This is a genomic window from Brevirhabdus pacifica (assembly GCF_002797755.1).
Classification (GTDB): Bacteria; Pseudomonadota; Alphaproteobacteria; order Rhodobacterales; family Rhodobacteraceae; genus Brevirhabdus; species Brevirhabdus pacifica.
On record NZ_PGFI01000011.1, the window covers coordinates 42,552 to 56,140 of the forward strand.

The following is a 13,589-nucleotide window of genomic DNA, read 5'->3' on the forward strand; positions in this document are numbered from 1 at the left end:
ACCATGAAATACGGGGGAGAACCTGCGATGTCCGAGACCTGGCGAAACATGAGCGCGTCCGACCTAGGCCGCGAGATCGGGGCGGGCCGCATCGATCCGCGTGAGCTGACCGAGGCGTTCCTTGACGCCATCGACGCCCACGAGTTCGGGCCGCGCATCTATGCCCGCACCATGCCAGAGCGCGCCCGCGCCGAGGCCGAGGCCGCCGCCAATCGCGCCCGCGACGGGCTGCGCCGGGGGTTGCTGGATGGGGTGCCAATCTCGTGGAAGGACCTTTTCGACACCGCCGGCGTCGCGACCGAGTCGGGCTCCAGGCTGCTGGCCGGGCGCACGCCCGATGCGGATGCCGAAGTTCTGGTGAACGCGACATCGGCCGGCACGGTCGCCCTGGGCAAGACCCACATGACCGAACTTGCCTTCTCGGGCGTCGGCCTGAACCTCGCGACCCAGACACCGCCCAACATCAACGACCCGGCACTGGCGCCCGGTGGGTCCTCGTCGGGGGCGGCGGCATCGGTCGCACATGGCCTGGCAGCGGCGGGGATCGGGTCGGACACAGGCGGGTCCGTGCGGGTGCCTTCGGCCTGGAACGACCTGGTGGGGCTGAAAACCTCGTCCGGGCGCCTGTCGAACCGGGGTGTGGTGGACCTTTGTCCGCGCTTCGACACGGTCGGCCCGCTGTGCCGCACGGTCGAGGACGCGGCCGAGATCCTGGCGGTGCTGGAAGGGCGCAGGGCCGCCGACCTAGCCGGCGCGGATCTGTCCGGCGTCCGGCTGATGGTGCTGGAAACGCTGGCGCTGGACGCGCTGGAGGATCAGCCGGCCCAGGGGTTCGAGCAGGCAATCGCCACGCTTGAAGCCGCCGGCGCCGTGATCGAGCGCCGCAAGATGCCCCAGGTCGCCGCCGCCGAGGCGCTGTCGGGGGTCCTTTACTCGACCGAGGCCTATGCGGTCTGGGGCGAGACGATCGAGGGCGATCCGGGGGTGATGTACCCCCCCACGCTGGAGCGGTTCCGCGCCGGCGCCAATTTCTCGGGCGTGGAATATATCCGCGCCTGGCGGGAGCTCGACCGCCTGCGCGAAGAGTGGCTGGCCGAGACGGCGGGTTTTGACGCGGTGATCGCGCCGACGGTGGCGATCATGCCGCCCGACATCGCCCGGCTGACCGCGGACCCTGAGTATTTCAAGGCCCGCAACATGCTGACCCTGCGCAATACCCGGATCGGCAACCTGATGAACTCGGCCGGGCTGACCCTGCCGACGGGCGTGCCCTCCACCGGGATCATGTTCCTGGCCCCTTCGGGCGGCGAAGAGCGGCTGTTGCGGCTGGGGACAGCCGCCGAAAAGGCCCTGCGCCGGGGCTAGACCCGGCCCGCGGCCCAAGGCGGGCAGGGGGCACGAAATCGGGCGGGCGAGTCACAACCGCCCGTCCCCCAACCCAAAAGCCACAGGCCCCCGGCGGGCCCCGATGGCGCGCCCGGGTTTCTCTGGACCCCCAGCATCCACTTGGCTATCCTGTCAAAAAAGGGGCGGCACGACCCCGAACCATGAGGCATAGATGTTCCCTGAGCGGTTTTCCAACCTGCCAGAATACGCGTTCCCGCGTCTAAGAAGCCTGCTCGACGTCCATGAACCGGGCGGCGACCGGATCGAGATGACCATCGGCGAGCCGCGCCACGCCTTCCCCGACTGGATTGGTGAGGTTCTGGCCGAAAGCTGGCGTGACATGGGGCGTTATCCCCCCAATGACGGCACCGCCGGCATGCGCGGGGCCTTTGCCGGGTTCCTGTCGCGCCGCTACGGGGTCGAGGTTGATCCCGACACCCGCCTGCTTCCGCTGAACGGCACCCGCGAGGGTCTTTTCAACACGTTGCTGGCGCTGTGCCCGGAAACCAAGAACGGTCAGCGCCCCGCCGTCCTGATGCCGAACCCGTTCTATCAGGTCTACGCGGTGGCGACCCTGACCGTCGCGGCCGAGCCCGTCTTCGTGCCCGCCGAGGCCGAGACGGGCTTTCTGCCCGATTACGCCGGGCTTGACCCCGCACTTCTGGACCGGACGGCGGTGATCTACGTCTGCTCGCCCTCGAACCCCCAAGGGGCTGTCGCCAGTCGCGCCTATTGGGCCGAGCTGCTGCGCCTGGCCGAGAAGCATGATTTCCGCATCTTCGCCGACGAATGCTATTCCGAGATCTATCGCGACGCGCCGCCCCCCGGCGTGCTGGAGGCGCTGGCCGAGACCGGCGCCGACCCCGAGCGTGTCGTCGCCTTCCACTCGCTTTCCAAGCGCTCGAACCTGCCTGGCATCCGCTCGGGCTTTGCCGTGGCGGGGCCGCGCAGCATGACGGCGATGAAGCGGCTGCGGGCATACGGCGGCGCGCCGCTGCCGCTGCCGTTGCAGCACGTGGCCGAAAAGGTCTGGCAGGACGAGGAACACGTCGAGGCCAGCCGCGCCCTCTATCAGCAGAAATACCGCCTGGCCGATGACATCCTTGGCGATGTGCCCGGCTATCACCCCCCCGAAGCGGGCTTCTTCCTGTGGCTTCCGGTCGAGGACGGCGAGGCCGCCGCGCTGAAGCTGTGGCAGCAGACGGGCGTGCGCGTGCTGCCGGGGGCCTATCTTGGGCGCGAGGTGGACGGGCACAACCCCGGCGCGGGCTATATCCGCGTCGCGCTGGTGGTGGATCAGGACGAAATGCAGCGCGGGCTGACCAGCCTTCGCGACTGCCTCTACGGATAAGGACCGAGACACATGGCATCTTATCAGGCACGCTCCAGGGACCCCCTGCTGGACCGCAAAATGCAGGCCGCCATCGAACGCCGCGGCAAGGAGCTTCTGGGCATTGCCCTGATCGCGCTGGGCCTCTGCGTGGCCTTGGTGCTGGGAACCTATGTGCCCGACGATCCAAGCTGGCTGTCGGCAACCGACGAGCCAGCGCGCAACTTCTTCGGACGGTTCGGGGCCTCGCTGGCCTCGCCGCTGTTCGTGATCGTGGGCCTCGGCGGCTGGGGCATCGCGCTGGCGCTGCTGGTCTGGGGCGGGCGTTTCCTGTTCCACATCGGCGAAGAGCGTGCATTGGGCCGGGTGATCTTTGCCCCGATCGCGGTGGCGCTGGGGGCTGTCCTTGCCTCGACCCACGTGCCGTTCGAGGGTTGGTCCCACAGCTTCGGCCTGGGCGGCCTGTTCGGTGACACGATCCTTGGCGCCTTCCTGGGCGTGATCCCCGTCAGCGCCTCGCTGGGGCTGAAAAGCCTGTCGGTGCTTGTTGCCGCGATCACCGTGGTGACGGCGCTATTCGTGCTGGGGTTCAGCATGGCCGAGCTGCGGGGCATCGGGCGCTTCATGCTGGTCGGCGTGATCCTGGCCTATGACCACACGGTTCGGCTGGCCAGTCAGGGTGCGATGCGCGCGGCCCAGGGGGCACAGGGCCTTCAGGACCGCCACGCCGCCGGGCGCGAAGCCCGTGCCGCCGCCCGCGCCGCATCGAGCGCCGAGCGCGACGCGCGCCAGCCCGATCCCTCCCTCAGCCGGACCGCCCGCGTCACCCGCGCGCGCACCGAGCCCGAGGTCGAACCCGACCTGCTGGACGACGAGGATTTCGACGATCCGGCGCCCCGGCGCGGATTGCTCTCGGGTGTGACCTCGCTGATCCGGCGCACCCCCGACCCGGTGCCCGAACTGGTGTCGCCGCAGGTTGCGCCGGACCTGGAGGTCGCGGCACCCGACGACGACCGCATCCGCGAAAAAATCGCCAGCGTCATAAAGAGCCGCGTGCGCGCGGCACCGATCCTGACCACCCGCAGCGAGCCGCCGGTCGTTGCCGCCGCCCGCCGCCATCCCCGCGGCCCGCAGCCGCTGATCGCCGACCGCGGACCGCGCGCGGGCGTTGCCGAAAGCGGCACCACCGCCGCCGCACTCGCCGCCTCGATCGCGGGGGCGGGGGTTGGATCCGCCGCCGGTGCCGCCGGTGCGGGCATCGGAGCCGCCTCTGCCGCGGCCTCGGGCGCGATGAACGCCTTCGACGCCGCGCCCGCCCATGGCGACTCCTCCGATCCCTTCGGCGACGATCCCTTCGCCGGAGATCCCTATGCTGCCGCTTATGAAGAGGGTCTGGACCAATACGGCCATGAGGACCCCTACGAGGGATATGATTCCCTGGCAGACAGTGAGGACGACCACGACGCGCTGTCGCAACAGTCGGCCCCCGGCGGCGCGCCCCGCCCCATGTTCCAGCCTGTGGTCAGCCGCACCGCGCCCGACGCCGCCCCGGTTCCCGGCATCCCGGCCTACGAGCCGCGCAAGGTCGTCCAGCACAGCCCCCGCAAGCCGGCCCAGCCCAGCCGCCAGGCCCGGCAGGAGGCCCAGCCCGACCTGCGGTTCGAGGATGCGCCGCTGCCGGAATACGAAAGCCCGCCGCTGTCGCTTCTGACCAACCCCGCCGAGATCCAGCGGCACCACCTGTCGGACGAGGCGCTGGAAGAAAACGCGCGGATGCTGGAAAACGTGCTCGACGACTATGGCGTCAAGGGCGAGATCGTCTCGGTCCGCCCCGGCCCCGTCGTCACCATGTACGAGCTGGAGCCCGCGCCGGGCCTCAAGGCCAGCCGGGTGATCGGCCTGGCCGACGACATCGCCCGGTCGATGTCGGCCCTGTCGGCGCGTGTCTCGACCGTGCCCGGCCGCTCGGTCATCGGCATCGAACTTCCCAACGAACACCGCGAGAAGGTCGTCCTGCGGGAGATTCTCAGCCACCGCGATTTCGGCGACGGCAACCAGCGCCTGCCGCTGGCCCTTGGCAAGGACATCGGCGGGGATCCCATCGTCGCGAACCTTGCCAAGATGCCCCACCTTTTGATCGCGGGCACCACCGGTTCGGGCAAGTCGGTGGCGATCAACACCATGATCCTGTCGCTGCTTTACAAGCTGTCGCCCGACGAATGCCGGCTGATCATGATCGACCCGAAGATGCTGGAACTCAGCGTCTATGACGGCATTCCCCACCTTCTGTCGCCCGTGGTCACCGACCCGAAGAAGGCGGTCGTCGCCCTGAAATGGGTCGTCGGAGAGATGGAAGAGCGGTATCGCAAGATGTCCAAGATGGGCGTGCGCAACATCGAAGGCTACAACGGCCGGGTCCGCGACGCGCTTGAAAAGGGCGAGATGTTCAAGCGGACCGTCCAGACCGGCTTTGACGACGAGACCGGCGAACCCGTGTTCGAGACCGACGAGTTCAAGCCCGAGACGATCCCCTACATCGTCGTCATCGTCGACGAGATGGCCGACCTGATGATGGTCGCCGGCAAGGAGATCGAGGCCTGCATCCAGCGTCTGGCGCAGATGGCGCGGGCCTCGGGCATCCACCTCATCATGGCCACCCAGCGCCCGTCGGTCGATGTCATCACCGGCACGATCAAGGCCAACTTCCCCACCCGGATCTCCTTCCAGGTGACCTCCAAGATCGACAGCCGCACCATCCTGGGCGAACAGGGCGCCGAGCAGCTTCTGGGCATGGGCGACATGCTGTTCATGGCGGGCGGTGCCAAGATCACCCGCGTGCACGGTCCCTTCTGCTCGGACGAGGAGGTCGAGGAGATCGTCAACCACCTCAAGTCCTATGGCCCGCCCGATTATGTCGGTGGCGTCGTCGAGGGACCGGACGAGGAGAAGGGCAGCGACATCGATGCGGTGCTTGGTCTTGGCGGCAACACCGACAGCGAGGACGCGCTTTACGATCAGGCGGTCGCGATCGTCATCAAGGATCGCAAATGCTCGACCTCCTACATCCAGCGCAAGCTGGCGATCGGCTACAACAAGGCCGCGCGCCTGGTTGAGCAGATGGAGGAGGAAGGGCTGGTCAGCCCCGCCAACCACGTCGGCAAGCGCGAGATCCTGGTCCCCGAACAGAGCTGATGCGCGGGGGCGCCGAATCGCGCGCCCCTGCGCTTGCCCGCCCTCGCCGCGACCCGGTCGGGCGCGGCCGATCACGAAACCGGCGCTGGGCAGGCGCGCATCGCCTTTGTGGCCACGGGGCAGGGACGGGCAAACCCCTTGCAGGACAAAGGTTTGCGCGCAACGTGGAACTGGCGAGAACGTGAGCACGTTTTGCCTGCAATATCCACGTGGAGCACCTAGATAGATTTCATGAACACACGTCGCTCATTCCTGCTTGGTGCCGCCGGCCTGCTGGCCGCCGGTCCGGCTTTCGCCGCCAAGATCCCCCTTGGGGAGATCTCGGGCTATCTCAACACGATCAAGAACGCGTCGGGCAAGTTCACCCAGATCAACCCCGACGGGTCCATGACCACGGGCAAGCTGTATATCCAGCGCCCGGGCCGGATGCGGTTCGAATATGATCCCCCCGATCGCAGCCTGGTGATTGCCGGCGGCGGCAAGGTCGCGGTTTTCGACCCCAAGTCGAACACGCCCCCCGACCAGTTCCCGCTGAGCCGGACGCCGCTGAAGATAATCCTCGAGAAGAACGTGAACCTTGGACGGTCGGGCATGGTCATCGGCCACAGCGCGGACGCCAAGTCCACCACGGTCGTCGCACAGGACCCTCAGCATCCGGAATACGGCAACATCCGCCTGGTCTTCACCGGCAGCCCGGTCGAGCTTCGCCAGTGGGTGGTGACCGACGACAGCGGTCAGAAGACGACCGTCATCCTCAACAGCCTGAAGAACGGCGCCAGCGTCGGCGCACGCCTCTTCAATATCCCCCAGGAGATCCAGGCGCGCGGCCTGAACTGATCCGCGCCGTGCGCCCGGCCCTTTCTTGGGCAGGGTCACGACAAAGCCCTCGCGGATCATCTCCGCGAGGGCTTTTTCTTTTTCAGGAAGGGGCGATCCTAGATCTGGCGGCAACTCAGAAGCTGCATGTGATAGCGCACCGCCCGGTCCTGCAGCTTGTCCGACACTGTCATCAGCCACGGCTTGCTGCGGTAACTGCCGCGGGCGTAACCGGTCCGCCCCTCGTGATAGGCCAGGTACTGGTTGCGGGTGTCGTTCAGCGCGACGCCGTTCCGCTCGGCGGTCTTGCTGAAGTACCAGCCGATGAAATCGGTCGCGTCCTCGATCTTGTGCCGCTTGGCGCGCCAGCCCCCTTCGGAAGCCAGGTATTCGTCCCAGGTGCCGTCCAGCGCCTGCGCATAGCCATAGGCCGAGCTTTGCCGGCCCATCGGGATCACCCCGAGGGCGTATTTATGCGGCGTGCGGGCATCGCCGATGAATTTCGATTCCTGATAGATGACCGCCATCTGGGTCGCGACGGGCACGCCCCATTTCCGCTGGGTCTTCTTCATTGCCTTCAAATATGCCGGTCGTTCCCTGACAATCTCGCAGGCGTTGTCGAGATTGCGGGGCGGCGAATATCCCGAGCCCGAGCACGCAGCAAGGAACAGGAATGCGGACAACGCGATCAGTCTGCTCATGAGCCTCAGCCATTTTTTATAGTTGCGCCAAGATTAACCCATTTCACGCCGGGTTTGAATGGGCTTGATCGCGGCTCAGAGGAGAATTGCCAACGTCGCCGGAATGGCGAGGACCGAGATCAGGGTCGAGGCCACGACAAGCCCCGCCACCGCGTCGCTGTCGGCACCGTATTTCTCGGCCAGCAGGTAGGAGGTGACGGCCACGGGGGTCGTGATCTGAAGGACCAGCACTGCAAAAGCCACCGGAGGAAGCTCGAACCAAAGGCCGACGGTCCAGGCCACGGCGATACAGATCACCAGCTTGGCTGCCGATATCCAGAAGGCCCGCACCATGCCGCCCGGATGCAGCCGCGCCACCGCCACGCCAAGGGTGATCAGCATCAGCGGAATCGGCATCTGGCCGATCAGCTCCAGCGTGTTGGTGATCCAGACCGGGGTCTGCCATCCCTGCCACAGGAACAGCCCGCCCAGAAGCGTGGCTCCAACCAGCGGCTCCTGGAACACCTTGACGATGCTGCCCCCGCCCGAAACCAGCCAGATCCCCGCCGTGAAAGAATAGACGGCCATGATGGCAAAGATCACCACGGCATAGCCAAGCCCCGCGTCACCAAAGGCGAAAAGCGCCAGCGGCAGGCCCAGGTTGCCGGTGTTGCCGAAAATCAGGGGCGCCAGGTAGGTCCGCTGGTCCAGACCGTTCAGCTTGACCACGGCGATACTGGCAATCGTGACGACGGCGTAGGCGACAATCGCGGCCAGCGAGACGGTGGTCAGCGCGGCAGGCTCGATCTCGGTCTTCATCAGGGCGACGAAGATCAGGCAGGGTATCCCCAGGGTCATGGCCATGCGGGTGACGAAGGCGACCCGGTACTCGAACCCAAGCTTGACCCAGATGAAACCGATCGCACCCAGCAGAAAAACAGGCGCAACAGTCTGCAAGACTGTCAAAACAAGGTTCACAGACTGTTTCCCCGCAAAAGCGCCCGTATCATGGACAGGCCCCCGATCAATCGTCTAGTAACGGTCCACGGGGGTTGCAACAATGATTAAACTCAAGGCCAAATATCACCTTGGCCAGGTGGTCAGACATAAACGGCACCCGTTCCGCGGGGTCGTCTTCGACGTCGATCCCAGGTTTTCCAACACTGAGGAATGGTATGATGCCATCCCCGAGGACAGCCGTCCCCGGCGGGATCAGCCGTTCTACCACCTTCTGGCCGAGAACGACCAAAGCTACTACGTGGCCTATGTGTCCGAACAGAACCTGATCGCGGACGAGACCGGCGAGCCGGTCGAACATCCCGATCTTCCCGACTTGTTCGGCGATTTCGAGAACGGGCGCTACCCGCTGCACTTCCAGCTGAACTGAGCCCCGAGGCGAGCCGGCCACACACCTGCCATCCCGGACAATCGGGCCCCGCGCGGGCCCCTGCCCGCAGGCTTCGGGCGGCCTGACGCCAACGGTCGGCCCCGCCCGTTCAAGTGGCGGTTCCGGAAGGGCCGATGCGGCCCTCCGGTTCCCCGAAATCCCTAGTCCTTGTCGACGGGAAGGTCGCTTTCGACCCAAGCCTTGAAGCCGCCCTCGATCTCGGCCACGTTCTCGACCCCCATGTCGCGCAGGGTCTTGGCCGCCAGCGCCGAGCGCCAGCTAGAGGCGCAGAACAGCACCAGCTTGCGGTCGGTGGCGAAGGCTTCCTTGTGATAGGGGCTTTCGGGATCGACCCAGAATTCCAGCATGCCGCGGGGGGCGTGCTTGGCGCCGGGGACGCGCCCCTCGCGGTCCAGTTCGCGCACGTCGCGGATGTCCAGCAGCAGCGCCTCGCCATCATCGGCCAACTGCTTGGCCTCGCGCGGGGTCAGCGACTCGATCTCGGATTTGGCCTGTTCGACCAGTTTCTTTACCGGCGTGATTGCCATCTTCGGTCTTCTCCACAGTTTCACGGGGGCATCGCCCCGCCATTATATCCGTCAGTAGCCCAGTGCGCAGCCGTCCTTGCGCGGATCCGAGGCGCCGTGCAGCGTGCCGCCCTCGTCGTCGATCAGGATTGCCTGCGCCCCGCCGATCGCGACCTCGGGCACCTCGACCCGGTGGCCGCGGGCCGACAGGTCGGCGCGCACCGCGTCGGAATAGCCCCGCTCGACCTTCAGGATGCCCTGTTCGGCGAAGGCGCGGGGGGCGTCTATGGCCTGCTGCGGCTCCATTCCGAAATCGGCGATGTTGGACAGGAACCGCGCGTGGCCCGTGGCCTGGTAGGCCCCGCCCATCACGCCGAAGGGCATCAGCAAACGGCCGTCGCGCTTGAGCATGCCCGGAATGATCGTGTGCATCGGACGCTTGCCGCCGCCGGCCTCGTTCGGGTGACCCTCTTGCAGGGTGAAGCCCATGCCACGGTTCTGGAACAAGATACCGTAACGCTCGGACGCGATGCCAGAGCCGAAGGCGCGGAAGATCGAATAGATCAGCGAGACGGCCATGCGGTCGCGGTCCACGACGGTCAGGTAGACGGTGTCCTTGTGCACGCCCCCCGCCGCGGCCGAGGCGTCGGGCAGCACGCTGTCCATGCGGATCAACGCCGCCAGCTTTTTGGCCGTGCCCATGTCCAGCAGGTGGTCTAGCCTCTCGGTGTGGTCCGGATCGGCGATGAAGCGGTTGCGCGCGTCATAGGCAAGCTTTGTCGCCTCCGCCTCCAGGTGCAGGCGGTCGGCGCCCATGGGGTCCATCGCGGCCACGTCGAACTGTGCCAGGATATTGGCCAGCAGGATCGCGGTCGCGCCCTGGCCGTTGGGCGGATGCTCGACCAGCTCGAACCCCTTGTATTGACCCGAGACGGGTGTGCCCACCGTGGCCTCGGTCCGGGCGAAATCCTCCTCGGTGTGGGTGCCGCCGGCGGCGCGCAGGGCGGCCAGCATGTCCTGGGCGACCGGCCCCTCGTAAAAACCGGCGCGCCCGTGTTCGGCAACCAGTCGCAGGGCCTCGGCCTGGCCGGGAGAACGGAAGATCTGGCCGACCTTCAGCGGCTGGCCATTGGCGAGATAGCTGTCGCGGGCAGCGCCCTGCAGGTTCTCGGCCCCGTTGACCCAGTCGAAGGCGGTGCGGGCGGCCACGGGCACGCCCGCTTCGGCATAGTGGATGGCGGGGGCGAGAACCGCTTTCAGACCCATCCGACCGTGTTCCGCCGACATCCGGCAGAAGGCGTCAATTGCGCCGGGGACGGTGACGGTATGCGCGCTGCCCTGGGGCATTTCGGCATGCCCCTGCGCACGCAGCTTTTCCGCCGAAAGACCCGCCGGCGCCCGGCCAGAGCCGTTGATCGCGACGATGTCGTCGCTGTCGCCGGGCTTGATGAGGGCAAAGCAGTCGCCGCCGATACCGGTCATCTGCGGCTCGCAGATGCCCAGAAGGACGCCGGCGGCGATGGCGGCGTCGACCGCGTTGCCGCCCGCCTCCAGCATCTGGACGGCGACTTTCGCGGCCAGCGGATGGGATGTCGCGCACATGCCATTGGTAGCGATGACGGTCGAGCGTCCCGGCTGTTGGAAGTCGCGCATGTTCTGGCCCCCCTGCTGCTGCGCCGGCACGCTAGCCCGAGCGGCGGGGCTTGCCAAGACGAAGGCGCAGCCTTTCGCGCCGGCGGCGCGGACTGTGCCCCGGGGCCTGCCCATTCCCCGACCCGATCGCGGCCCTTGGGCCCGATGGCGGCACCGGATGCGGCAACTCGCCGGAGGCAAACGGGTGTGCGTGGGATCGAGTGCCTTTGGGGGCGAGGATGGCATTGGAGGGGGCAGCAGTCTCGGGCCGTCCCTAGCTCTCTGGGGTACAGCCAGCCGATGGAAGCGCGAGAAAGGATGTAAGAATACGGGGGGGCCGACGCCACTCCCCGCGCGCCCGGGCTGGGAGGCCAAGATCAGGGAACCAGAACCGGCTACCCGATGACCCAGCTTCGCGGCAGCGGGCTGCCCGCCTCCTCCCGCGTCGGCACGACGCCCAAGCGGAAACCCGGCCGTTCATGCCGGGGTCGGGGCGATGGGCCCTCCGCCGGGCCGCGCAGGATCAGCGGGACGCTGAAACTGAGGCAGTTCCAGCCGCCGGCCCTTCGGTAGCGCACGCGCGACGTGACCGAGCGGATGAGAAACCAGCCGAACCCGCCATCGCGCGGCGGCTCCCCCAATTCCCCGGTCAAGGGCGGCAGGCCATCGGGGGGTGATCCGCCGGGCATTCCCCGCCCGTTGTCCCGAAGCCGCACCAACAGGTGCGATCCGGTCTGGCGCAGGCGCAGCTGAAGGATGCCGGTCGCTTTTCCGTGGGCGTGGATGACCACGTTGTTCATCGCCTCGGCCAGGGCAAGCTCGACCATGCCGGCGCCGCCTTCGGTGAGCGGCATGGCGTCGAGGCTGCGGCGCACCGCGCGCAGTGTCTGGCGCACGGCCATCAGCTCGCTTCGCAGGCTCAGCGTCAGGCTGCTGCCGCCGCTCATGGGCGGGCGCGACCCTGGAGGGGAGGGGCGCAGGGGGACCGATACGGGGTGTGGCATCAAGAGGGTCCTTTCAAGATACTTTCGGCAGATCCTGATTACGCCGGGGCCGTCCCGGGTGGACGGGGATCACCGAGTCCATGCGCGTCAGGCGAAAGACGCGCATCACGTTCGGGTGCAACGCCGCCACCTCAAGCTGTCGCGCCGGCGCAAGCTGTTTCATCACGGCGACGATCGCGCCAAGGCCGCTGCTGTCCAGGAACGTCACCTGGCCAAGGTCCAGGATCACGCGGCGCGGCGCATCGCGGGTCGCGGCCTTCATCGCGTCCTTGAAGGCGACAGCGGCGGCGGCGTCCAGGCGATCCTCCGTCACCGTGACGATCAGCAGATCGGGTTCGTATTCCTTTGTCAGTTGCATCCCGTACCTCTCGTCCACCCGGGAACATGGCTAGACGGCAAAGGTTACGATCCGGTATGCAGAAACCGGCAAGCAAGCATCAGGAGACCGAGCATGGAACGCATCGTGATCGCGGGGGCCATGCGCACCCCGATGGGCGGCTTTCAGGGCGATTTTGACGGCGTGCCCGCCGCGCGGCTGGGCGGCGAGGCGATCGCGGCCGCGCTGTCTGGCGCCGGCGTCCGCCCCGAGGCCGTGGACGAGCTGCTGATGGGCTGCGTGCTGCCGGCGGGGCAGGGCCAGGCCCCGGCGCGTCAGGCGGGGTTCAGCGCAGGCCTGTCGCGCCACGTGCCCGCGACGACGCTCAACAAGATGTGCGGCTCGGGGATGAAGGCGGTGATGATGGCCCATGACCAGCTGGCGCTGGGCGGGGCCTCGGTCATCGTGGCGGGCGGCATGGAGAACATGTCGAACGCCCCCTACATCCTGCCGCGGATGCGCTGCGGTGCACGCCTCGGCCATGACAAGGTCGTGGATCACATGTTCCTCGACGGGCTTGAGGATGCCTATGAGAGCGGCCGCCTGATGGGCACCTTCGCCGAGGATTGCGCCGGCAAGTTCGCCTTCAGCCGCGAGCATCAGGACGCCTTCGCGCTGCAATCGCTGGAAAACGCCCTCGAGGCGCAGCGCAGCGGCGCCTTCGACGACGAGATTGTTCCCGTTACGGTCGAAAGCCGCAAGGGCGCGGTCGAGGTCCGACAGGATGAACAGCCCGCCAAGGCCCGCCCCGACCGCATCCCTCATCTGAAACCCGCCTTCCGGGCCGAGGGAACGGTGACGGCGGCCAATTCCTCGTCGATCTCGGACGGGGCGGCGGCGCTGGTGCTGACCCCCGAACGGGTGGCGGGCGAACGCGGCTATGCAAGCCGGGCGCGCATCGTCGCCCACGCCTCCCACGCGCAAGAGCCGGGATGGTTCACCACCGCCCCGGTCCCCGCCGCCCGCAAGGTGCTGGAGCGGGCGGGCTGGCAGGTGGGCGATGTCGACCTGTGGGAGGTCAACGAGGCCTTCGCCGTCGTGCCCATGGCCTTCATGAAGGAGATGGGGATCCCCCGGGACCGGCTGAACGTCAACGGCGGCGCCTGCGCGCTGGGCCACCCGATCGGGGCCTCGGGGGCGCGGATCATCGTCACCCTTCTCAACGCGATGGAGCGGCGTGGCGCGCGCCGCGGCGTCGCGGCCATCTGCATCGGCGGAGGCGAGGGCACGGCCATCGCGATCGAGCGGGACTGACCCGC

The 13,589-nt window shown here is 67.5% G+C and carries 12 protein-coding genes; 6 read left to right on the forward strand and 6 right to left on the reverse strand.

Going from position 1 to position 13,589, the window contains the following annotated elements:
• Positions 1 to 27: 27 nt before the first annotated feature.
• The 4 genes from CLV77_RS00415 (at position 28) to CLV77_RS00430 (ending at position 6,745) form a co-directional block, all read left to right on the forward strand.
• Positions 28 to 1,365 (forward strand): amidase, encoded by a 1,338-nt coding sequence (locus CLV77_RS00415; protein WP_076979754.1) that lies wholly within the window; start codon positions 28 to 30, stop codon positions 1,363 to 1,365.
• 193 nt (positions 1,366 to 1,558) lie between these two features.
• A complete protein-coding gene (locus CLV77_RS00420) occupies positions 1,559 to 2,737 on the forward strand; it encodes an aminotransferase class I/II-fold pyridoxal phosphate-dependent enzyme (protein WP_076979753.1) in 1,179 nt (392 codons plus the stop codon).
• A gap of 12 nt (positions 2,738 to 2,749) precedes the next feature.
• A complete protein-coding gene (locus tag CLV77_RS00425; RefSeq protein ID WP_076979752.1) occupies positions 2,750 to 5,908 on the forward strand; it encodes a DNA translocase FtsK in 3,159 nt (1,052 codons plus the stop codon).
• Between the two features lie 231 nt (positions 5,909 to 6,139).
• Complete coding sequence (locus CLV77_RS00430) at positions 6,140 to 6,745, forward strand: LolA family protein (protein WP_076979751.1); 606 nt, start codon at positions 6,140 to 6,142, stop codon at positions 6,743 to 6,745.
• Positions 6,746 to 6,843: 98 nt separating this feature from the next.
• Here CLV77_RS00430 and CLV77_RS00435 read toward each other — a convergent pair whose 3' ends face one another.
• Together CLV77_RS00435 and CLV77_RS00440 are read right to left on the reverse strand one after the other, a co-directional pair.
• Positions 6,844 to 7,425: a transglycosylase SLT domain-containing protein gene (locus CLV77_RS00435; protein WP_076979750.1), complete on the reverse strand. Its 582-nt coding sequence runs from the start codon at positions 7,423 to 7,425 to the stop codon at positions 6,844 to 6,846.
• A 75-nt stretch (positions 7,426 to 7,500) separates the two neighbouring features.
• Positions 7,501 to 8,382: an AEC family transporter gene (locus tag CLV77_RS00440; protein WP_076979749.1), complete on the reverse strand. Its 882-nt coding sequence runs from the start codon at positions 8,380 to 8,382 to the stop codon at positions 7,501 to 7,503.
• An 82-nt stretch (positions 8,383 to 8,464) separates the two neighbouring features.
• On the opposite strand from CLV77_RS00440, the gene hspQ reads away from it, so the two are divergent.
• Positions 8,465 to 8,791: a heat shock protein HspQ gene (gene hspQ, locus CLV77_RS00445; RefSeq protein WP_076979748.1), complete on the forward strand. Its 327-nt coding sequence runs from the start codon at positions 8,465 to 8,467 to the stop codon at positions 8,789 to 8,791.
• Between the two features lie 161 nt (positions 8,792 to 8,952).
• Here hspQ and CLV77_RS00450 read toward each other — a convergent pair whose 3' ends face one another.
• The 4 genes from CLV77_RS00450 to CLV77_RS00465 all read right to left on the reverse strand — a co-directional run bounded on the left by CLV77_RS00450 (position 8,953) and on the right by CLV77_RS00465 (position 12,312).
• The gene (locus tag CLV77_RS00450; RefSeq protein ID WP_076979747.1) at positions 8,953 to 9,339 is read right to left on the reverse strand and encodes a rhodanese-like domain-containing protein; all 387 of its coding nucleotides are present in this window, start codon (positions 9,337 to 9,339) and stop codon (positions 8,953 to 8,955) included.
• Between the two features lie 51 nt (positions 9,340 to 9,390).
• On the reverse strand, positions 9,391 to 10,971 hold the full coding sequence (locus CLV77_RS00455; protein ID WP_076979746.1) for a gamma-glutamyltransferase family protein: 1,581 nt from the start codon (positions 10,969 to 10,971) through the stop codon (positions 9,391 to 9,393).
• A 374-nt stretch (positions 10,972 to 11,345) separates the two neighbouring features.
• Entirely contained in the window at positions 11,346 to 11,954 is a 609-nt protein-coding gene (locus CLV77_RS00460) for an ATP-binding protein (RefSeq protein ID WP_083707763.1), read from the reverse strand.
• Positions 11,955 to 11,967: 13 nt separating this feature from the next.
• Complete coding sequence (locus tag CLV77_RS00465; RefSeq protein WP_076979744.1) at positions 11,968 to 12,312, reverse strand: STAS domain-containing protein; 345 nt, start codon at positions 12,310 to 12,312, stop codon at positions 11,968 to 11,970.
• A 93-nt stretch (positions 12,313 to 12,405) separates the two neighbouring features.
• On the opposite strand from CLV77_RS00465, the gene CLV77_RS00470 reads away from it, so the two are divergent.
• Positions 12,406 to 13,584, forward strand: coding sequence for a thiolase family protein (locus CLV77_RS00470; protein WP_076979743.1), 1,179 nt, complete (start codon positions 12,406 to 12,408; stop codon positions 13,582 to 13,584).
• Positions 13,585 to 13,589: the final 5 nt, after the last annotated feature.